The sequence below is a fragment of the Helicobacter sp. L8 genome, assembly GCF_003660355.1.
Taxonomy (GTDB): domain Bacteria; phylum Campylobacterota; class Campylobacteria; order Campylobacterales; family Helicobacteraceae; genus Helicobacter; species Helicobacter labacensis.
The window spans coordinates 1-21,173 of sequence record NZ_QXQR01000020.1; the positions used below are offsets into that span (position 1 = coordinate 1).

The window sequence follows — 21,173 nt, forward strand, 5'->3', positions numbered from 1 at the left end:
ACGAGCCGTCCTTATCAATTTTAGCAAATTGAATCGCGTGATCTGCTTGCTTTTTGCGCCGATTCAAGCTGGAAAGCTCTTGGGGCAACCTATCATGGTTAGAAATAAAAAACAAGGGATAGGAAACCATAAGTTTTTTAAAGTGTATAAGCAGGGTTTTATTGACAGAAGAGTCGTTCTTATCTCCGAGCAACTCTGCCAAGCCCTGGACGCGAAGTTGCTCAAAAGTATCCTTATTTGCGTGGGCTCTTTTAAGACATTTCTTTAACTCTTTAAAGAGAGGCTCTAAACTCACAATTCTTTGGTACGCGCTGTGCTTGCTTAAAAGAGGGATGATCTGTTGACAAAACTTTTCAAAACCAGAAACAAGGACACTGCAAGTGTCGATGAAGATACGGCTTGTGCCAATTTTAATAAAACTCTCTAAATTGAAGTTCTGTGCGCCAAACCCTTCTAAAGAACCATTGCTTTTAATTTTTTGCACGCAAATAGTCTTGGCTTTGACAGATTTTCTAGTGTTGAGGTTGAGAACATCGGTAGCTAAACCATGATCTTGGGTGATAAAAAGGATTTCGTGTCGATCGCAGTATTGGTGCATGCTTGCAAGAGCATTTTATCGTAAAAACCACTATTACGCTCATCTGGCTTAGTGAGTTGATAAGCCAGTTTTTCTTGGAATAAATTTTCAAGCAAAGCCCGATTCTTTCTAGCCACTTCTAATGACTCTTGCGCCTCTCGCACACACACGGCTGGAATATAGATTTTAGCTCTATGGGAATGCAAAAGAGGGGCTATCTTTGCACAAAAACCTTCATAGTTGGCATTAAAGATATGGCGGACATCCAAAAAGATCTTGTAGTTTTTAACACAGGCTTCTAGATCTTGCAACACAGCACCCCTTCACTAAGCATTTACAAAACGTTAGACACACCAGCAAAACTGGAAAAAACGGAAAAAGCAAGCAAAACACCCTAACCATCCAGTCAGCTTACTCGGCTAACTATTTAGTTATTCTATCAAAATTTGTTAATTTTGAACCCTAATATCTAATTTCGCTTTTCCACTTTCTCTCCAAGAGCTTGATTTCTCCAAAAATCTTTAGAATAACCCTTCATTTCTTCCTCAAAGACCTTTGGTCTCTGATTTTTAATCGAAAAGAGATGCGACTAAAATTTAACCGATTTCAGTAGGCTCTTATAGGCAATGCATCCCAATCAGCCCACAATTCGTAGGGCGGACTCTCGCCAACCAACCACTCCTGGAAGTGGTTGGCATACTCCGACAAGTTTTCGCTGAAAGTTATCATCAGGTCGTCCAAGAATTTTTCTATTTTGTTAGAGTATACGCCTATCGAAAGTTGAATGTCTTGGTTGCTGTCTTGGGTAGATTTTACCATTCTTCATATTCTTGTTTTTGTAATATTCTCTCAATTATAACAGCGATTGTGCAGATTGTGGAATAAAATTCTCTCTTGCCTATAAGTTGGATCGTAGTGTTTTAAATGGATTTTGTCTACATCGAGAATGCGTGTGGATAGTCTTTTTGTTTAATGATGCGAATCACCATGCCTAAAGTCATCTTGGAAAGATAACCATCATTACTATAAGGATGTTTCTCCACTATTCTTAAGTAGCTTCTCCTTCATTTGGATCACACGCAAGTCTGTAGAATGGTTAATCTAGTCCGTATCTTGGAGAACAAGCGATCGATCCAAAGAGTTATGCAAGGCGATTTCTATAAGCACAATTTAGGCGGTGTATTTAGCAAGCAGTTTTGAGCAGACAAGGGGTATATAGGCTTGAAAATGCACAAAACCACAAACTAATCACCAAGTCCAAATCCAAGAAAAGAGCGTAGAAGATGACAATCTAGACAACCTACCTTACCACTCGCGCCGTAAAGCCGCTAGCTTCAGCTATGGTGAGTATGTCAATCAAAACATACATAGCTTTCTCAGCCCCATAGAGGTGTCATACAGCGCGATTAGACAAAAACCATACTAGACTATTAAGTTGTAATCTTGCCCTCACAGCTCTCCAAAGCCCTTAAAAATTCTTATGTGTAAGTCCATTGATGTCATTACTAGCTAAACTCTTACAAATCCCATTGCAAAGGTTCAAAAACACTTTACCTGACACTCCAAAGAACACCTAACTCTCTTCCACTTCAAAACACCTTCATAGACCCCTCTAGGAGGCTCTACAATCAACGACATGCCCTCAACCCAACCCAAACCCTACCTATACCCCCAAAGCGTTTTATAGCCCTTTAAATTCAATTTCTCTCATCTCAAAAGCCACAGGGGGGTGTGGGGGGTTTCCCCCCACAGGCAAAATGTAAGCAGTGCGTTAAGCACTGCATTCCAATCTTAATCCAAATTCAAAATTTTTTTTATTTAAGAAAGCCTCGACTCACGGGCGCGCATGCACGCGCGCGGTTTTTAAAAATAGTTTTTCTTTATAGTTTTTCATGGATATATAGGTAGGTTTGGAGGCTTTTTGTAACAAATTGCGTTAAAACACAGGCTTTGTCATAGCAAATTGCGTATATTGTAACATTTTTTGAAAAATGTGTTATAACTGTCAAAAGGTTTAGCCTTAAACTTAAAGAAAAAATATGAATGAAGTGGTTTTTCAGCTACAAATGCGATAGGTAAAAATGGACAAAGAACACCCACTTTATAGGCGACTAAAAGATCTAAGAGATGTTACAGATGCCTTGAAAGTTTTGGAGCTACAAAACGCAGACAACCCTGCCAAGCTTGAAAAACTGTTTGCAAAAAAAACAGAAATTGTGAAAGAAATGGTTGCCATTATTTTGGAAAATGAGGCAATATGGGGTGAGGGGGAGCTCAATATTTCAGGAGAGGCGATTAAATCTTTAAAACACTCCACGAATCTTATTGTGAAATTGGAGAAAGTTACGCTCAAAACTACTAGCCATGATCTCGAACAGGATTTGCGAGATGGCATTAAAGAATGTATTAAGAGCATGGAAAGTGTTTTAACAACATGGGTAGAATGGATAGATCCAAAAAACAAGCTACAGGATCTAGTGCCTATTACAGAACTTCAACAATCAATTGTAAAACATCAATCCTCACAAACAACATCACGAAAACCATCCAAAGAACGGACTAAAGAAACAACAGAGCAAGAGTCCCCAAAAGACTTAAACATTATCGCTAAAAAACCCACAGAAATAGAGACACAAAACTTAGCTTCAGTGGATAAAACCCCCACAAAAGCCCCCGTTTTGGCAAAAGATTTAAGTATCGCCAATAGAGGGCAAATTGTCATGCACAACAATATCTACAAGGTTAATCTAGGTACCTTAAGTGAGCTTGAGAACAATTTATTTTTTGGTTTATTCAACCGTCTAAAAGACAAAAAGGACACCATTATCCGTTTCACCCCAAAAGAGTTGAAAACTTTAGCGGGCGACCCATACATGCCCAATGAAAGACTTTATAAGTTAACCCTTGGCCTTTTTAACAAGGGAAAAGTATTACTATGAAAATATTGATGCCACTAAAGAGATAGGTCTAAAACTTGATGAACACATCGGTATTGAAGGGCTTTTAGAAGGCTTTTACCCCCCTATACGCCCCAGATTAGCCAAACTCAACAGCCTTATCAAAAAGATAGAAAAATTAAACCCACAGGGGGTAACCCCTAAAATGCGTGAGGATTTAGCGCGCATGCAAGAGCTTAGCACCCAACAAGAAAAGGAGTTGTTAGAAATTCAAGACTTGTATGAACAGCTCATTGCCAAGTGGGAGAAAGCGCATGGGCAAAAGGCTAATGCGGTGTTCCCGGCTAAGTATACGCCCAAGCAGAGCGCGCAAAAGCCTCCGTCAAGAAAGAAGTAGAGAAAACCCCTAAAACAAACACAGGAGATAAGAGCGCAGAGAAGAGAGGCGGGACAAGTGGAGGCAATGGAGGGGATAAACCGCCTAGTAGTGATGATTTGCTAGACCCTAAGAGACCTTTAAGAAAAATTAGCCCAGAGGAGATTACGCCCGAGTTTTTGGAGAGAGTGAAAGCAACTAACGCCAAGGTGTGGCTAGGAGACTTCACCCCCCAAGATAAAAGCTTGGTTGAGAGTTTAGGTTTTGATCCCAAATACCCCGTAAAAATCACCTTTAATGGGAGCGCGTTACAACATGTAGAAAAAAACCACGGCTTGAGCTCAATGCACCACCAAAAAAACAAACAACCAGCAATAGAACTCAATGATGTTAAGCATTACCCCGAAATCATCAACAACGCCGACAGGTATAAAGTAGAAACAGACAAATACAACCAAAAAGTGTTTATTGTCGCTAAACAGATTGACGGATATGCAGTGGTGGTAGAGACCATCAGCACTAAGAAAAACGAACTAAAGTTAAAAACGATGTATAAGGAAAATGGCAGACTTTGAAAATAACCCCATTTTTAAAGAATAAGACTTATAGCTCACGACCACCTAAAGGTAGCGGGAACTCGCTAAGCCCTAAACCTAGTGTCCCCTTAGACGCGCCACCATAAGCCTCTAAACAATAAACATGGGGCTTTAAAGTCAAGGTTTAGAGATGGTGCCGGTATACGACTATCTAAGGATTAGATAGCGTGGCACACCCAGTTCTTCACGGGTGCCACTTAGACGCAACCGCACCATCACAAGAACCCTGTAATAAAAAAACCCTAAAAAGTCAAACCTTTTTAACCCTTTTTTCCTTTTGCAAATACCCTACAATAGCAAAAAGGAGAGTAGATGTTAGAACCCTATCTTAACCAAGTCTTTCAGGCTGACGCGCTGGAGTTTATGGCTAGATTGTTTCTTTTTTGAGCTTCTTTAGATTAAATGCCTATTAGGGTTTTTAGCAACAGTGTCTAGCTTAAGCTATTGAGAGTATATCAGTGCCAAGTGTCAGTGCAAAAGCAAAAAACTAAGAATAGGTTACAATATGTTACAATACATTTGTAATCTATTTTGGGTGAGGATTCGTGTTTGATTTACTAATACAGAGTTGTCCTGCCTTTGGAGAGGGAATATCTAGATCACCTCTTGTCCAATCTGTTCTCCAATAGTTTCTAAGATTCCTTTGGCCCCTGAATTAGGTAATAATAGGGCATTGTTTCACTTGTATATTTTTGCATATTTTGCTAGAAAGAAGCACGCCTAAATATGGTTTGTTGGCCAGGACCTGCAACACCAACATGGGACATGTAAACTTTGCATATTTTCCATAGACCTTACGCCCAATATTGTAGACTACATAAACACAATAGATATACTCAGGGATAATTTTATGGAATGCCAGCCTGATCATGCTGTTCTCCTGCTCGTCCCACGATCAAAAAGTTTGTCCATCCATTTTCTTTCCAAAATATAGCACAAATGGGGAGCATCTTACCAACAAGCAATAAGTCAGAAATTATGTATCTATGTAACATGGAGTTAGCTTTGTTACAAAACAATCTATTGCGCTTCACCAAATTCTTCAACACATAGCGTTTGACAAAAAAATTCACACTATCAGCTTCTTGGTCGGCTAGAGCTTTGAGGGTATTGTACTCTTCCTGGGACAAGTAAAAAGTGATGGTGTGGTTTTGTTTCAAGTGTGGGGGCAAGGGTTTTCTACCCGGTTTAGCCTTGTCTTTAGCTGTAAAGGTGTTCTCTTGGGCGTTGTTGGTGTTTTTCAAAGCATCTTGGATGGTTTTAGGGATATTGTTGTTTTTGTTTTCATTCATCGCTTACTCCTTGTGTTAAAGTGTCTAAAAGGCGTTGGTATTCTTTTATGAAGGTCTTGTAATGGAGTTTAGAAAGCGGTGTTTGCATGGACAACTCTTTAAAGCTTAGTCCCTTACGCATAGAGTTTTCTAAAATTCTAGAGTGCTTGAAAAAGAAAAAGTTTAGGTCTGTGAAAATGGATTGCAAAGTGTTGCTTGCTTGTTCTTTTTCCTCTAGGCTTTGGTAATCTGTGATCAAGACCATTAAAGGCACTTTTAAGGCTTGCAATTCTTGGATGGTTTCGATGGTTTTTAAAAGGGCGTTATAAAGCGGTGTGCAGGGAATGATGATGGCTTGGCTAGCTTTAGCAATTTGTAGGACACCACTTTGGATAAAACCCCCAAAGTCATAGACGCAGTGATCGATCAAAGGCGGATGAGTGCTGATCTTAGCCTTGTCGGGGTAAATGCTCTCAATGATTGAAGAGTCGTTGCTTTGTAAAAACAAATCTAAATCTTTGGCAATGGAGAAGCTAAAGGCAGTCTTGCCCACTCCGCCTTATAAATTCCTATTTTATTGTCCGTAAAATAGGGGTTTTCTTGGTAAAACACGCTAAAAGCATCCATCACAAAACTTAAAGTTTTACCGGGGTTTAAAAAGCTGAGGTCTTTTTTAATAAAGCCCCTAATGCCATTGTTACGCGCGCTACACACCACATAGGGGCAAAAAGCCCTCTTTTGGCAACTCCTCAATGTGCAGGGTGTTGGCGTGCTAAATTCTTGTGCTAGAGCGCACCCCAAAATATCCCCCAAACACACCCCATGCCGCTCTAAAGATTGTAATTACTCCCAAGTGCGCAACATTGTGTTCCTTTAATTGAAGGGGATATCAAAGGTGCCCAACCCTATACTATCTCTTGTGGAGTTTCAGACTGATTTTAAGCCCAAATACAGAGAATTTAGGACGCAACGCCCGGTGTAAACGCTCCGTATTTTTTTGGATCACAACCATGCCATCCCCATGACCGCTCTTTCCCACCCGGGGTTAGCATGGTGTTCCTAGACACTTCTATATTTGTAGCAATCTTTTTGTAAAAACAACACTACAAAACTTTAGAGAATTTAGAGTTTTCATCCCCCATAGTGGCTAAATTTTCTAGCTAACGCTAGAGAGGAGCAAGCATAGGAGATAATCTCTACAACCACGCACACAAGCTTTTACATTAGCTAGTTTCTTTATGTTAAAATTTTGCGTCTAGAATCCCCTTGTCTAAAAAGCATGACAAAATGGAGTCTAGGGGTAGCAACCACACAATTTAGAAAAGGCAGGTCGTGAATTTATCCAATATCAGGATTGGGACGAAGCTTGTTTCCCTAATCATCGGGGTTTTGCTTGTCATTTTCAGCATCCTCTCTTGGGTGATCGCTTATAAGTCTTCTGAGACTCTGCAAGCAGAGGCTTACAAAACCCTCTACAATGTCGCCAAGAGGCACGCTAACCGGGTTATCCCCGCGTTTAAGCAAGGCTTTGCCCTACTGGAAACTTTGAGAGAAACGATTCAAACCTCCATTAACAACAACTCTTTACGCGAAGACGAATTGATCAATTTCGTCCGCACCGCCTTTGATGAAGCCGATTGGTCGGATTATTGTTTCCTCTACCTCCCGCGTGCCGTCTTTAAAGACTCCCACATCAAGACCATCCCCAAAGCTGAAGATGTGGAGCATCTTGTCCCTGAGGGTTTTTACCTTGCCCTCAAAGACACCAATGTGTTCCAAGAGGGTGGGATTGTATCTCTCTCCACCCAGCAAAGCGTTAATTTCTTCAATAATCCCAATGTCAAGGAGGCTATGTTAGCCAACAAAGACACCCTAAGCGAGCCTATGCATATCACCATCGCTGGAAATGATATTACCTCTGTCATTGCCACCATCCCCATTAGAAACAAGTATAAACAGGCTATAGGCTTTATTAGCCTTTCTATCAACCTTGCCAAGATGCGCCAAGAGATCATCTTGGATAAAACCAGCTCAGTCTACCAAGGCGATATTATCGCGGTGCTCTCTTCTACTGGCAGAATCGCCGCATTTCCAAACCCCAAAATGGTTGGCAAACCTTTGGCGGAAGTCAACCCGGGACCCTTGACAGAGAGCATTTTAAAAGCTGCCAAAGAACACAAAGAGGGGGTGTTTCCTTACATGAATATTAGACACCAAGAATCCTTTATCGGGCTGGTGAATTTCAAAGTCTGGCGCGACATCAATTCGTTTTGGTCGGTTTTCATTGTTGCCCCCAAACAAGCGATTTTCAAGCCTAGAGATGAACTCGCCAAGCTTGTCATCATGACCGCGTTTTTTTCCCTCATCATCGCGGGGGTGTGCGTGGCGTTGTTGGCTAATAAAATCATCTCCGCGCGCCTCTCTGTCGTGTTAGAGGGGCTGGTTACTTTTTTTAGATTTTTAAACCACGAAAAGGTTTCTCTCAAACTCTTAAAGGTGCAGAGCAATGACGAGCTGGGGCAAATGGTGAGCGCCATTAACGCCAATATCCAAAAGATTCAAAAATCTTTGGATGAGGACGAACAGGCGGTGTCCCAATCTGTTAGCACGGCTAAGATCATCGAATCAGGCGATTTGAGCGCGCGCATCACACAAATCCCTGCTAACCCTCAACTTAAAGAACTCAAAAATGTGCTCAACACCATGCTAGACACCCTAGAGCGCAAGGTGGGGCGCAATATGGACACCATCAACGCCGTTTTTGAAGCCTATAAAAAATTTGACTTCACCGCTAAAATCCCAGAGGCTAAGGGCGCAGTGGAGATCACCACCAACATGCTAGGTCAAGACATCCGCGAAATGCTCAGTGCCTCTTTTGCCTTCGCCAAGGAATTATCCTCCCAAAGCGCGATTTTAAAGGAGTCCATGCAAACCCTCTCTCAAAGCAGTGTGGAGCAGTCTAACTCCCTAGAAGGGACTGCCCAGCAAATCGCCCAAATTGCTACCTCCATGCAAAACACCAGCACACGCACCACAGAGATCACCAAGCAAGCCCAAGAGATAAAAAATATCATTGTCATCATCCAAGACATCGCCAACCAAACCAATCTCTTGGCTTTAAACGCCGCCATTGAAGCCGCGCGCGCAGGCGAACACGGCAGGGGCTTTGCGGTGGTGGCTGATGAAGTCAGAAAATTAGCCGAGAGAACAGGGAAATCTCTAGGCGAGATAGAAGCTAATGCCAACTTGTTAGTCCAAAGCATTGATGAAATTGTCGCCAATGTCCAAGAACAGGCTAGTGGGATCGAGCGGGTGAATGAAACGGTCGAACAGCTAGAAGTCGTGGTGCAAAAAAACGCCCAAATCGCCCAAGACACCGACCAGATCACCCAAAAGGTCAATGACATCGCTAAGGAAATTTTTGATGATGTCAATAAAAAGAAGTTTTAAGCTCAGGGGTCTTTTGCAACCATGCTAGTGGTGGGTGTCCTCTCCCTTGTTGTGTATCTCTAACCCATACAAAGCACATTTTCAGCAACAACACCAATAGATTTGTAGAGCCCACCCCTCTATGCTACAGGAGTGCCTAACTATAGCGGAAGTCCGCGCCCTTAAAAGCAGGATAACACGCTAAAACCTCTTGTGCCCATCTCTCTACTTCCACACCAATGCCCACCTTAAAACCATATCTCAACAGATAGTTGCCTCTCATAGTGCGCGCTTTTGATAAAGACAGGTCTACTATGAGAAAGTGCCTCTAGCTAAAGAGAAAGGCATTCTGCTTTGTGGGGCTTTAGTGCGCGAGGGTAAAATATGTTTAGACAAATGGTATGGACACTTGATCAGTGGTGAGTTTGCTGCGCAAGATTTTATCTTCATTGCTTTCCTAGATGCTTGGGTAATATTTTGTGCAACTCTTCTTCTGAGCAGAATTGTTCTCCCTCTGATTTGAGAGCATGTTGGGCTTGTTTGTAAGCTTTGCGACTCGTTTTTGGGTATTTTTAATAGATTTCTCCAAGTTCTTTATCTAACTTTTCTTTTTTATCTCTGATGTTTGCATTAGACAGTGTCTGACAATCTGTCATCAACGCAATATAGCTTTCACAAATAAAAACAAACACCCAGAATCAAAAAGAACCAACGAAATAACAAAAGTTGATACGGATAAGAGCACTTGGCACCATTTTAAACACTTGCACCTCCCCTCTCTAATTTTAAACTCTTTATTAAAAGCCATCTTACTGTAAACCACTTTGCAGTAAGACTCTTTAATTTCTTGCAAAAGAGCATTTTTATACTCTAAATTTTGGCACATAGCATACATTCCAAAATTTTTTCCAAGTTTCTCACTTCATTTTGTTCAATGGCGATAGAATCTCCACTTCCTGGCATTTGTATCGATCTTCTCAAGTCTCTCGCTTTTGATAATAGCTGTCTTCCAAATTTACGGTGCGAATTAGCATCTGTATTAGAGGTGTCAGTTTCCCATCTCCAATTCCCAATCGCATCATAAACAAAGCCACCGATTACAGAACCTGAAACATACCAATTGTTATCATCTCTGATTTTCCGTATAAATTTACAAGTATCAAAAAGCAGATTATTGCTCCGCACATTCTTTTCGCGCATCGCCTCTTGTTCTTTCAATGAATCCGTAGATCTCCACCTCCCACCTTCGTTGCTATTTGGGTATGGTAAGAGTATGCCGTAAAAGTCGGGGTGTTTGGTGTAAATCTTCTTATCCTAATCCCCGTTTTCGTAACTCCACCTCTCCCTCTTTAATTAATTCTTTAAACCTATTGATATTTAAGTATTTTTGTGTAAAAAACCCTACTCTAAATATCCCCTAAAGGTAACACAGAGCCTTTAACACCCCCCTTAAGCCCTAGAGAGCAGGCACTAGCCTTTAGAGAGAGCCAAAGACAAGAGGCTTTAGCACAGCAGCAAGCTAACAGGGCTAAACAAGAGGCTTTAGCCCAGCAGAGAGCCAAAGAGCAACAAGAAGCCCTAGAGAACAAGCAAGCCCAAGCAGGGGGTAAGGAGAATGAAAAGAATTTAGAGCTAGGCAAAAGCATTCCTATGCAAAAACTAGAGGGCTTTAAAAGCGCGGTTAGCCTAGACGACACCCACATCTACCCTTTAGATTTTGTTATAGTCAGGGCAGATGACATTAAGCCCAATTTCAACGCCGGGGTAGGCACACAAACGCGCACCCAAGTAGACCCCAAGCGCATAGAACAGATCGCCCAACATTAGAAATAAGCGATCCCTTGGAGTTTTTAGCGTCCCACGATCCCACCAAATGTTGTATGGGCACAAAAACATCCTCCTTTTAACACTACTAAAGCCCTTGCAACCACGCCCTAGCTTGAACTTTAAGTGCCTCCACATCTCCGCTAGCAAAAAAGCGCACTTTGGGGGGGTGCTTTAGAGGGGTTAGGTGGTGTGTGTCTTGCAAGAAATGTACGATCGCATCGCCGGAATGCACTAAGGCACAAGAGCGTTGAAAACGCGCTTGAAAATAGCCCTGTAGTTGGGAGGCAATCAGGGGAAAATGCGTGCAACCTAAGATCAGCACCGCAGGGGCATTGTGCATAGACTCAAAGTAATGGCGCATACACGCTTGCAATAACTCCCCCTCTAGCACCCCCTCCTCAATCAAGGGCACAAAAAGTCCAGTAGCAAGGCTTTGCACACTAGAGTAGCCATGCGCATGGAGTTTCTGGGCGTATTGCCCTGAGGCAATAGTGGCGCGTGTGCCTAGCACTAAAATAGGGGTGTGTTTGTCTTGGAATTGCTGGATAGTGGCTAGAATGCCTGCCTCGATCACGCCCACTATGGGGATAGAGGAGTGTGCGCGCATTTTCTCTAAAGCGAGCGCGCTCACGGTGTTACACGCTACTAAGAGCATTTCAATATCAAAGGGCTTAAAAAACTCCAAAGCCTCTAGGGCAAAGTGCTCGATGGTGGTTTTATCCTTAGGACCATAGGGCACGCGTGCGGTGTCTCCATAGTAGATAATCTCAGCAAACAAGCGCGCTTGCAACACGCTTTTGAGCACGCTCAAGCCCCCCACCCCGCTATCAAAAATCCCTACACGCACTAAGAACCCTGATTCATCAGGTCTAAAAACTCGGCGTTGTCCTTTGTAGTTTGCATTTTAGAATAGATGAAGTTTAGGGCTTCCACATCGTCCATTTGTTGCATCACATTGCGCAACACCCAAACTTTGGTGAGTTTGTCCTTGCCCAGCAAGATATTATCCTTGCGCGTGCCCGATTTGAGCACATCAAAGGCGGGGTAAATGCGCCGATCGGAGATACTGCGCGCTAGCACAATCTCGCTATTGCCCGTGCCTTTAAACTCCTCAAAGATCACCTCATCCATGCGCGATCCCGTTTCAATTAAAGCGGTGGCGATGATACTCAAACTCCCCCCCTCTTCAATATTGCGCGCCGCGCCAAAAAAGCGTTTGGGTCTGTGCAAGGCATGCGCATCCACCCCTCCGCTTAAAACTTTGCCACTAGAGGGGGTGATCGCATTGTAAGCGCGCGCTAAACGCGTGATAGAGTCTAGCAAGATCACCACATCCTTACCCATCTCTACGCGTCTTTTAGCCCGCTCTAGCACCAACTCGGCGATGCGCACATGGTTGTGCGAGGGCAAATCAAAGGTGGAGCTAAAGACTTGGGCGCGCACACTTCTTTGCATGTCCGTAACCTCTTCAGGGCGCTCATCTACGAGTAGAATAATGAGTTCCATCTCCGGGTGGTTAGCCGTAATGCCGTGTGCGAGTTCTTTCATCAGCTCGGTTTTACCTGTGCGGGGCGGGGCGACAATGAGGGCGCGTTGTCCCTTGCCAATGGGGCTAAAAAGATCGAGCATGCGCCCGGTAACTTTGGTAGGCTCGTATTCTAGTTTGATCTGCTCGGTAGGAAAAAGCGGGGTTAAGTTGTCAAAAAGGGGGCGGTTTCTAATTTCATCTAGGGGGAGGTAATTGACCGCTTCAATTTTGAGCAGGGCATAGTATTTTTCTTGATCTTTGGGGGCGCGCACTTGGCCGGTTACAATGTCGCCATTGCGCAAAGCAAAGCGTTTAATTTGAGAATGACTCACATAGGTATCATTCTGATTATCTGAAAAGCTCCCATCCATCCCCCTTAAAAAACCATAGCCCTCATTAGACATTTCTAAAATGCCTGTGAAGAGAATATAGCCCCCTTGGGAGACTTGGGTTTTTAAGATTTCAAACATCAAATCTTGGCGTTTGTATTCTTGGGGGTTTTCTACCTTGAGTTCGTTGGCGATTTCTAGGAGTTTTTCGGTGGGTTTTGCGCGCAATTCTTCAATGCGGTACCCACTTACGGGGGTATGGGTTCTTTGTTTATGTTGCTCGTAAGCCATTAAAATCCTTAAGGGGCGGATGGGGGCAAGCCAAACCTACACTGATATTTTAAAAATTTAGGGAAGCGATAAAAAAGCTTACTCTAACATGGCTAAAATTACAATACGCTTATTTTGGAGGATATAAAGGACATCTATGCAGAAAAAACAAACGCGCGCTTTTGATCGAAGCTGGGTGCTATCTTTATTTGGTGTGGCGGTGGGGGCGGGGATTTTGTTTTTACCCATCAACGCCGGGCTTGGGGGCTTTTGGATCGTGGTGTTACTCTGTGTGATCGTGTTTCCTATGGTCTTTTTTGCCCACCGCGCTTTGAGCTATTTTGTCTTGAGCGCTAAAGAGTCCAATGCCGACATCACCTGTGTGGTTAGAGAGCATTTTGGGGAGAATTTGGGCAAATGGATGACTTTCTTATACTTCTTTGCCATTTACCCGGCTTGTTTGATCTATGGGGTGGGGATCACCAACACAGTAGAAAATTTCATGCACATGCAATTGCATGTGCAACCCCCCCATCGCCTCTTGTTAGCTTGGGGCTTAATCACCTTGATGGTCTTAGCTTTGATCTTTACAGAGAAAATCATGCTCAAAATCACCCAAGCCCTAGTTTATCCTCTCATCATTATTCTAGCCCTCTTTTCCCTCTATCTCATTCCCTATTGGAGATTAGACATGCTCTTGATCTTCCCTAGCTTTGCAGATAGTCTTAAAATCCTCTATACCACTTTGCCCGTGCTTGTCTTTGCCTTTGACTATTCACCCGCCATTTCCAATTACTCTTTGAGTATCCGTAGGGCTTATGGCGCGCAAGCCTTTGGCAAAACCAGCGCGATTCTATGGCGCACCTCCATGTTGCTCTTTGTCTTTGTGATGTTCTTTGTATTCTCTTGCATTCTTTGCGTGGATCCAGCACAATTGCAAGCAGCTAAGGCGCAAAATATTTCCATCCTCTCTTATTTTGCGGATAAATTTAATGACCCCCTCATCGCCTACAGCGCGCCTCTTATCGCCTTTTTAGCCATCACCACTTCTTTTTTGGGGCATTATATCGGGGCTAAAGAGGGCTTGAGCGGTTTAGTGGCACAAATTTTACACAAACAGGGCAGGCGCGCACAAGCAGGCGTGCATGGGTTTTATACCTCTCTATGGTGCTGGTGGCTTATGCTAACCCTAGCGTGTTGGATTTTATTGAAAACTTAGGCGGTCCCATCATCGCTTTAATGCTCTTTATCTTGCCCATGTATGCGATGTATAAAATCCCTGCCCTACAGCCCTACCAAAACAAGTTCAGCGACACCTTCCTAGTTGTCTTAGGCTTGCTTGCCCTCTCATCCATTGTGCAGGGTTTGTTTTAAAACTTCTTGCGCTCCACATCTTGTAGGATTTCTTGAGAAATGCGGTTAATGTCCTTAGAGGCACTCAAGGAATCGCGCGCGATGGCAATATTGCTTTGGGTGTCTTGTTTGAATTCCTCTAGGGATTGGTTGATGGATTCGACTTCCTTAGCTTGGTTTTGGATGCTCGCTGAGGTGTCTGAAATGCTTTGCACCAAGACATTGATATTAGTTTCAATTTCGCTCAAGGATTTTTGGGTGCGTTCAGCAAGTTTTCTCACCTCATCAGCCACCACAGCAAAACCGCGTCCATGCTCGCCCGCACGCGCAGCCTCAATGGCGGCGTTCAAGGCAAGCAAATTTGTTTGATCGGCAATGTCGCGGATGATTTCCACAATGTTTTTAATATCCTGCCCTTGTTGGATCATCCCCTCGCTTTTATGCGCCACTTCTGTAATCCCGCTGGTGATCCCGGCGATACTTCCAATGGTCTTATCTAGGCTCTTGTTTTGGTTATTAGCCACTTCATTGAGGCGATCCACGCAACCATTAAGCACTCCCACCTTGCTATCTAATTCCTTAGCAAACTCCGCAGAAGTGCCAAGCATGCGCCTAGTTTCAAGGGCTAGTCCATCTAACACCACCTCAATATGCCCGCTCGCATTGGCAATCCCTTGTCTAAAGTCGTATTGGGCGTAGCGTTCAAAAGCCTCATTGATGGTTTTCATGTGCATCCCAATGTTCTTTTGCATGTAAAGAATAATATTATTGATATTCTTCTTGAGCTCTATTAAAGAGGGGTTATTGGGTTGTGCATTGATCGTTTGGCTAAAATCCCCCATTTCCACCCTAGAGGCGACATCGATGCCATTTTGCACGGCTTTTTCATCTTGCAAGAGAGTTTGTTGGACTCGCTGGATATTGCTATTGATCGACATTTGTATTTTGCCTAAATCATCACCACTGGTGGCAGGAATGAGCTTGATGGTATCCGGGGAGACTTCATGGCGCAGAATTTTAAAGAAGTTTTCTAGATTCGCAGACACATTGTTAATTCTCTTGCTCATCAACACATAGAGCAACCAGTAAATGATGCCAACCACCACGATCAAGCCAATAGCCCCCGTTACACGCACGGTGGTTTTAATGGAGTCAATATCTCTAAACACCCGTTTTTCGCTACGCACCCCCACTACAGCCCAGTAGAATTTTTTAGAAGGGTCTCTAAAAATACTGAAAGGAAAAACCGCTCCATAAGATAATTCGTTATTCATGATAGAATGCACACGGAGCACTGCCCTTTCCCCTCGCTGGATTATGGGCAAAGCCCGCCCGCTGAAATCAGCGTTAATCTCCTTCCAAGGGTGGTTGCGCCATTGTTTATTACCAGCGACCACAAGCGAGGTGCCATCTTGGGCAACTAGGTTGAACTTGGTATCCCCCACCCCATAGGCTTTCAGCACATAATCAAAGCGATCGATGTTGATAAAGACGAGAATTGCCCCCCTGAACACTTCTTTATCATCCATTAAGGGACACGCGATGTCCACGCCATAAATGGTGCTCCCATCTTGCATTTTACGCAGATAGGGCTTGCCTAAGATAAAATCTTTCTTTTGCTTGGTGGCTAAATAAAGGGGGTGTTGGTAGAGATTGGGCGCGGGAGTAACTTCAATCTTGCCCGATCCAGTGAGACTATTGGGGTTGTCCTCTTGGCTAGTGATTTTGTCAAATGTGAGGGCGTTTTTATGATCGTCTTCCATCGCAATGGAGAGGGCAAAAACACTTCTAGTATAGAAGACATATTCGCTCAAGAGGGCTTTATCAAAGCCAATATCTGAAGAATCTTTTAATAGAGCAGCCCTTAGAATATGCAAGCGCACCAGCGAGCGCGTGATGCTATCTTGCACCCCTTGACCGGCATTGCGCACCTGTGCTCGTAAGCGGTTGAGAGCTTCTTCTTCTAAGAGCCTTTCCACCTTAGAGGAAACAATGTAGGTCATCACCACAACCAACACCACCAACGCCGACCCAATGGCAAGAACCATTTTATTACGCAAAGCCATATCTCTTAACATAGCTCTCCTTCTTCAAAATCAACTAAAAGCCCTAGTTTAACACAACTAACCCTTGAAATTAGAAAATCTCTTTAAAGCACAGAGTAGAGAAAACAAAGCTTCATTGGTTCTTAAAAGCGCGCTAGAGTTCTCCTTCCAACCCCACCATCTGCACACACCCGCCTCTTAGGGTGTCGCGCGTGATGAGGCACTTAAATCCTCTGTAGCACTCTATATCAAAACGCAGAGGCATCAAGACCTCATGGAGTTTTTGATCTAGCCCACTCATGCCAATCCCCCCTTGCAAGGCTTCTTCTATCAAAACACGCTTGGCTTCTTGGCTAAACTCTAAAGCACTTCCTGCTTGGGCAAATTCCTCTTGAAAAGGTTTTAAACGGCGATCTAGAAGCTTAGTCAACATGTCTATGTCCACTGGCTCAAAAACCACTTTGATAGAAAAACGGCGCAAAAATTCGCGCTTCATCCCACATTCTATCAAGCCTTCATTGCTGAATTTAGGGATTTTTTGATGAGACTTGTTATTTTTCCACAACTTTTCAAAATGCCCTAAGACAATAAAGAGCATGTGATCGGTTTGTAGGGTAATGGTTTGTCCGCTGGCTCTACCCCCATACTCAAAAGTTACAATCCCTTTTTCAATCACCTTTAAAAGTTCATTTTGCACCCCTTGGCGCCATTCTCTGTCATGCCAACTCCCCTGCCCTAGTTTGTCAATCTCATCTAAGACTAACACCCCTCTTTGGGCTTTTTCAATGTCTTTTTCTGCATTGCTATAAAGCGTGGCAAACATCTGGTTAGTTTCATTGCCAAGATAGCCTGTAGGGGTGAAAGCGGCGGCATTGGCGATGCAATAGGGGATGTCTAAATACTTGGTTGCCATTTCAATTAAAAAAGTCTTGCCACTGCCTGAGGGTCCGATACAAATCGCATTGGCTTTTTCTAAACTGGATTGTCCATTAATGCGCTTGTAATGATCGCTAAAGACCAAGCTCATTTGTTTTTTAGCATTCTCCTGTCCGATCACAAATTGATCTAAATAAGCCTTAATGGCTTTGGGGGAGTATTTGTCTTGGGGTTGGGAGGCTTGGGGTTGTGGTTGTTTGGGGGTTTTAGGCGGGCTTTCTTGTGGGGGGGTTGTGATCTTTGGTTCTTGGGGGGTGGGTAGGGTTTGCTTAAAAAATTGCGCCTGCATGGCAAGAAATGTTTGAAAAAAGGCAAACTTGTCATCAAAAAACAGACCTTCTAACTCTGCATCTACATTTTCAACCCACCACTCAATAAACGCCCTCTCTAGCGTGGCTTGTTCGTTGGTAAAGCGTTGTTGCGCCTCTGCGATCTTTTGGATCAACGCCCTTTTATCCTCCAACACGCCCACACTCTCCACATAAGCCAAACACCACTCTAAATAATTCTCTTCAAAATTGGTGTGTTCTTTGAGGAATTGGCACTGCATTTCAAGGATTCTTTGGGCAAAAGCGGATTTATCATCAAAAAATAACCCCTCTGCATACACATCAACCTTTTTAGCACACAACTGGCTAAATGTCTCTTCTAATTCCTTGGACACTAGGACAAAAGATAGCGGGAGTGTGGGTTCTCTTGGCTCTTTGTGGTGCTCTTTAAAATCTAAGAGTAAGCGCAAAGACTCTAGGTTGTGGGGGCTGTGGCTTAAATAAACATGGGCTTTAAAGTTAGGATTGGGCACAACCACACCACCACTTTCAAGCATAACAGGCAAGCTCAAATGGCTAGCAAGGGCGTTTATGGTGCCATCTATCCCGGCGTGTTTTTGGCTAAAGACCTTTGAAAACTCTAGGGCTTGTGTGTGGCTTAAACGCCCTAATAGATCGTGCTCGATTGCTTGCATTGCCATAGAGCCGTTAAAAATCTCTAACAAGCGTTGCAACACCCAAATATTGAGAGCGTATTCAAAGTAATAATGCTCTTGCCCCTGATAGTAAAAGCGGTGCCTGTGTAGAACACTATGCGCTTTAGGCCGGTCTAAATGAAAGGTTTTAAAATCTTTAGGGGCTAATATCCCACAAGTTTCTTGCAAGCGCAGTTTAGCGATTTGCTTACGGGTTTTGCGCTTGAGTTGGGGCTTATTTTTGGGGCGCACAAGGCTATCGACCACGCCTGCTAACGCCCCTTGATCAATCCTTAGATACTCTTTTAAATTGGCGCGTAAAATTTGGCGATCAAAGGGGGGCAAGTCTTTAGGCGGGGTGTAGGTGGTTTGAAAAACATAGGCATCCTCTTGGGCGTAGAGCTCTAGAGCTAGGGCGGCTTCTTTAGGCAAAAAAGGCATGGCTTTTAGAGAGATTTTGGCACAATCGGGCGCAATTTGCAGGTTTTTCTTTAAGCGGTCTGTAAAGTCTAGCTCCCATTCTTTGAGAATCTCTTCATACAAACGCGCATCAAAATGCTCTGCATCTACAACATATACATGCTTCATGGTGTCATGGGTAGCTCTCAAGTGCAAGGCATGGTTAGGGTCTTGAAGCGCATAAGGTTTAAACAACTTTATTAAAAAATCGCACACTTGTTTGGCATTGATAAAGTTAATGCTGCGTTGCTTGTCTTGCCTTTCTTGGCAAACACCACTAAAAAAGTAATGCACCTCTTCACCTTGCTCTAGCTGTTTGTCCGCAATGTCTGCTAGGACAACCGCTACGCTTTGTTGCGCGGCATTTAAGCGCGCCCAACCAAAGTTGTTATAGGCTTGATCGACAAACTCGCACAAATGCCCCGCTTGGTGTTGGAGCAAATAGATTTTAAGTGCATGCACACCCAAATTTTTAGGCGCATAGGGGGGGATTTTATGCAAAAAATCCGCGATATTTTCCTCATCAAGCACCCGCCCATAGAAGAATAAAAGGCGCGAAAAATCGTTATCAAGGGGGGTTGGGCGTAAAAAGTCTTTGGGGTGAAAGGCGGGGTTTTTGGTGATTAAAATTTTTTCATTGTGCTGAAACACCGCAAGGGGTAGGTTTAAATGAGCGATTAAACCCCATTCTGGGATATGAGATTGCTCGCTATCATTGTCTAAAAACGCCTTTTGGAAGTCTAGGGCTTGCTCAGGGCTTAAGCGCGCTAAAAGCTGATCTTGAATCGCGCGCATCTCTAAAGAACCATTAAAAATCTCTAGCAGGCGTTGCCAAGCCCATACCCATAGGGCTTGTTCTAAGTAGTAGCATTTTTGGTTGTCTAAAGTGAAACGGCGTAGGGCAAAAAATTCGCTCTCTTGGGGGATAGTAATTTTATCCTTACAACTAGGAAAATTTTGCGCAATATAGACTTGAGCGACTGCTTTGATCACTTCGGGGTCTTCAGGGTCGCTTAATTTGTAGTGCTCGATCAACTCGGGCGTGATTAAACCGCAATGTTGTTGCAGGCAAAGTTTAGCAAGCTGTTTGCGCACATTGCGCTTGAATTTTGGCTTTCTTTGGGGGGGCACTAAATTTTGCATACATTCTTCTAAGTGTTCTTGCCATAACTTAAGAGATTTAGACAGATGGGCGCGCAAAATTTCAGGATCAAACTTAGGCAAATTGGGCGGGGGTGTGTAGGTGGTTTGAAAAATGTAGGCATCGCCCCAGCGGTATTTTTCTAGCACGGGGGTGAGAGTTTTGGGGCAAAAGGGGAGGGATTGGAGAGGGATTTTTACCTGCGTGGGGGTTTTAAGGCAAATTTTATTCAGAGCACTTTCAAAAGAATAAGACCAAGATTGTAAGGTTTTTTCATACAAGAATTGGGCGCGATTTTTCTCTTTTTCTACCTCTAAGTTCAAATTCACCATTGTTTGGTGTTGAGAAAATTTGGGATCAAAATGGGCATAGGGTTTATAAAGATTGAGTAAAAAATCTAGCACCTCTGCGCTGTTTTTAAAGGTGATCTCTTGTTGGGTTGCCTGCCTTTGCTGGCAAATCTCCCCAAAAAAGTAATACGCTCTGTAAGGGTATTTTTGTAGCCACTCTAATTCTTCTGCCCCCTCTAAAATATAGCGATCTTGATCCTCTATGAGAGTGTCTAACTTGATGCGCGCGCTTTGGGCTTGATGCAAGGGTTTTAAAGCAACCCAGCCAAAATTTTTATAAGCGTGATCGGCAATCCAAGCCAGACAGCCCACTCTTTGGATGAGCAAATGCCTTTTTAATTCATAAAAACCCATGGGCTTTTTAGATTTTGCCACACATCCTCCTTTGTATTTAATGTCTTTTTTATCTGCTTTGTTATGATCAATTCCATTAATTCTACCCTCTATTAATTTGATTTCCGCATCTTTGGAGGTGTTTTGTTCTCTTGTGGGGCTTAAAAACAACCAAATATCTAGTATCTTTTCCAGCACAAAGAAAAAAGATTTACCCAGCACCATTAAGATCAAACCCAAAATCACACCTGCAAACTCTAGCCCAATCCAAATCAAAATACCATAGATAATATAGTGCATACAAATCCTTGTTGTATAAACCAAAATCTAGCCATTAAATCGACCTTTTTTAATACGCTATTTATCCAAAACTCTTGGATCTTTTCACGCACTCTAAGCCCCCCTTAAGCTTTCCAACGATAGAATGCGCTTTTGCCTAAGCAAATGTGAGTAACTTGAAAGTTTTACCAATAGGACGCGTCTTTGAGGCTT

General features: G+C 43.3%; 17 protein-coding genes. 7 read left to right on the plus strand and 10 right to left on the minus strand.

The features are described from left to right. The coding region (locus EAO37_RS07745; RefSeq protein ID WP_162982997.1) for a hypothetical protein at window positions 1-598 on the minus strand (598 nt) is incomplete at its 3' end. Next, complete coding sequence (locus EAO37_RS07750) at window positions 541-891, minus strand: hypothetical protein (protein ID WP_120952945.1); 351 nt, start codon at window positions 889-891, stop codon at window positions 541-543. The genes EAO37_RS07745 and EAO37_RS07750, both read right to left, overlap by 58 nt. 1,767 nt (window positions 892-2,658) lie before the next feature. On the opposite strand from EAO37_RS07750, the gene EAO37_RS07760 reads away from it, so the two are divergent. The 3 genes from EAO37_RS07760 to EAO37_RS07770 all read left to right on the plus strand — a co-directional run bounded on the left by EAO37_RS07760 (window position 2,659) and on the right by EAO37_RS07770 (window position 4,425). Next, window positions 2,659-3,516 (plus strand): RepB family plasmid replication initiator protein, encoded by an 858-nt coding sequence (locus EAO37_RS07760; protein WP_120952951.1) that lies wholly within the window; start codon window positions 2,659-2,661, stop codon window positions 3,514-3,516. Next, window positions 3,482-3,871: a hypothetical protein gene (locus tag EAO37_RS07765; RefSeq protein WP_120952954.1), complete on the plus strand. Its 390-nt coding sequence runs from the start codon at window positions 3,482-3,484 to the stop codon at window positions 3,869-3,871. The genes EAO37_RS07760 and EAO37_RS07765 overlap by 35 nt, the downstream gene beginning before the upstream one ends. 98 nt (window positions 3,872-3,969) lie before the next feature. Next, window positions 3,970-4,425, plus strand: a complete 456-nt coding sequence (locus EAO37_RS07770) for a hypothetical protein (protein ID WP_120952957.1) — start codon at window positions 3,970-3,972, stop codon at window positions 4,423-4,425. A gap of 869 nt (window positions 4,426-5,294) precedes the next feature. On the opposite strand, the gene EAO37_RS09905 is transcribed toward EAO37_RS07770, so the two are convergent. From EAO37_RS09905 to EAO37_RS07785, 3 genes are read right to left on the minus strand one after another with little or no spacing between them, the layout of a single operon-like run. Continuing rightward, complete coding sequence (locus EAO37_RS09905) at window positions 5,295-5,738, minus strand: ribbon-helix-helix domain-containing protein (RefSeq protein WP_120952960.1); 444 nt, start codon at window positions 5,736-5,738, stop codon at window positions 5,295-5,297. Beyond that, window positions 5,731-6,270 (minus strand): hypothetical protein, encoded by a 540-nt coding sequence (locus tag EAO37_RS07780; protein ID WP_120952963.1) that lies wholly within the window; start codon window positions 6,268-6,270, stop codon window positions 5,731-5,733. Before EAO37_RS07780 ends, EAO37_RS09905 begins: the two co-directional genes overlap by 8 nt. Further along, window positions 6,228-6,530, minus strand: coding sequence for a hypothetical protein (locus EAO37_RS07785; protein ID WP_120952966.1), 303 nt, complete (start codon window positions 6,528-6,530; stop codon window positions 6,228-6,230). Before EAO37_RS07785 ends, EAO37_RS07780 begins: the two co-directional genes overlap by 43 nt. Window positions 6,531-7,049: 519 nt before the next feature. Here EAO37_RS07785 and EAO37_RS09850 point away from each other — a divergent pair. Then, window positions 7,050-9,167: a methyl-accepting chemotaxis protein gene (locus tag EAO37_RS09850; protein WP_120952969.1), complete on the plus strand. Its 2,118-nt coding sequence runs from the start codon at window positions 7,050-7,052 to the stop codon at window positions 9,165-9,167. Window positions 9,168-10,016: 849 nt separating this feature from the next. On the opposite strand, the gene EAO37_RS07805 is transcribed toward EAO37_RS09850, so the two are convergent. Continuing rightward, on the minus strand, window positions 10,017-10,364 hold the full coding sequence (locus EAO37_RS07805; RefSeq protein WP_162982998.1) for a hypothetical protein: 348 nt from the start codon (window positions 10,362-10,364) through the stop codon (window positions 10,017-10,019). Between the two features lie 432 nt (window positions 10,365-10,796). Here EAO37_RS07805 and EAO37_RS09320 point away from each other — a divergent pair, with 432 nt between their 5' ends. After that, on the plus strand, window positions 10,797-10,973 hold the full coding sequence (locus tag EAO37_RS09320; protein ID WP_162982999.1) for a hypothetical protein: 177 nt from the start codon (window positions 10,797-10,799) through the stop codon (window positions 10,971-10,973). Between the two features lie 85 nt (window positions 10,974-11,058). Here the strand turns inward: EAO37_RS09320 and murI are convergent, their stop codons facing one another. Together murI and rho are read right to left on the minus strand one after the other, a co-directional pair. Then, window positions 11,059-11,820, minus strand: coding sequence for a glutamate racemase (gene murI, locus EAO37_RS07815; RefSeq protein ID WP_120952983.1), 762 nt, complete (start codon window positions 11,818-11,820; stop codon window positions 11,059-11,061). Then, window positions 11,820-13,121 carry a transcription termination factor Rho gene (gene rho, locus EAO37_RS07820; RefSeq protein WP_120946040.1) on the minus strand — a complete coding sequence of 434 codons (1,302 nt, stop codon included), beginning with the start codon at window positions 13,119-13,121 and terminating at the stop codon, window positions 11,820-11,822. The genes murI and rho overlap by 1 nt, the downstream gene beginning before the upstream one ends. 136 nt (window positions 13,122-13,257) lie before the next feature. Between rho and EAO37_RS07825 the strand changes: the two genes are divergently transcribed. Both EAO37_RS07825 and EAO37_RS09710 read left to right on the plus strand, forming a co-directional pair. Beyond that, complete coding sequence (locus EAO37_RS07825; RefSeq protein ID WP_240451774.1) at window positions 13,258-14,319, plus strand: aromatic amino acid transport family protein; 1,062 nt, start codon at window positions 13,258-13,260, stop codon at window positions 14,317-14,319. Continuing rightward, complete coding sequence (locus EAO37_RS09710; RefSeq protein ID WP_240451775.1) at window positions 14,274-14,474, plus strand: hypothetical protein; 201 nt, start codon at window positions 14,274-14,276, stop codon at window positions 14,472-14,474. Before EAO37_RS07825 ends, EAO37_RS09710 begins: the two co-directional genes overlap by 46 nt. Here EAO37_RS09710 and EAO37_RS09855 read toward each other — a convergent pair. Both EAO37_RS09855 and EAO37_RS07835 read right to left on the minus strand, forming a co-directional pair. Continuing rightward, window positions 14,471-16,531: a methyl-accepting chemotaxis protein gene (locus tag EAO37_RS09855; protein ID WP_120952986.1), complete on the minus strand. Its 2,061-nt coding sequence runs from the start codon at window positions 16,529-16,531 to the stop codon at window positions 14,471-14,473. The two genes, EAO37_RS09710 and EAO37_RS09855, sit on opposite strands and share 4 nt — an antisense overlap. Before the next feature lie 121 nt (window positions 16,532-16,652). Then, a complete protein-coding gene (locus EAO37_RS07835; RefSeq protein WP_240451776.1) occupies window positions 16,653-20,981 on the minus strand; it encodes an AAA family ATPase in 4,329 nt (1,442 codons plus the stop codon). Between the last annotated feature and the right edge of the window lie 192 nt (window positions 20,982-21,173).

Bases quoted from the DNA above. Each gene is read 5' to 3' on its own strand.
- EAO37_RS09320 (WP_162982999.1), top strand. From the start codon at position 10,797: ATGCAAAAACTAGAGGGCTTTAAAAGCGCGGTTAGCCTAGACGACACC.
- EAO37_RS07825 (WP_240451774.1), top strand. From the start codon at position 13,258: ATGCAGAAAAAACAAACGCGCGCTTTTGATCGAAGCTGGGTGCTATCT.
- rho (WP_120946040.1), bottom strand. From the start codon at position 13,121: ATGGCTTACGAGCAACATAAACAAAGAACCCATACCCCCGTAAGTGGG.
- EAO37_RS09855 (WP_120952986.1), bottom strand. From the start codon at position 16,531: ATGTTAAGAGATATGGCTTTGCGTAATAAAATGGTTCTTGCCATTGGG.
- EAO37_RS07760 (WP_120952951.1), top strand. From the start codon at position 2,659: ATGGACAAAGAACACCCACTTTATAGGCGACTAAAAGATCTAAGAGAT.
- EAO37_RS07835 (WP_240451776.1), bottom strand. From the start codon at position 20,981: ATGCACTATATTATCTATGGTATTTTGATTTGGATTGGGCTAGAGTTT.
- EAO37_RS09905 (WP_120952960.1), bottom strand. From the start codon at position 5,738: ATGAATGAAAACAAAAACAACAATATCCCTAAAACCATCCAAGATGCT.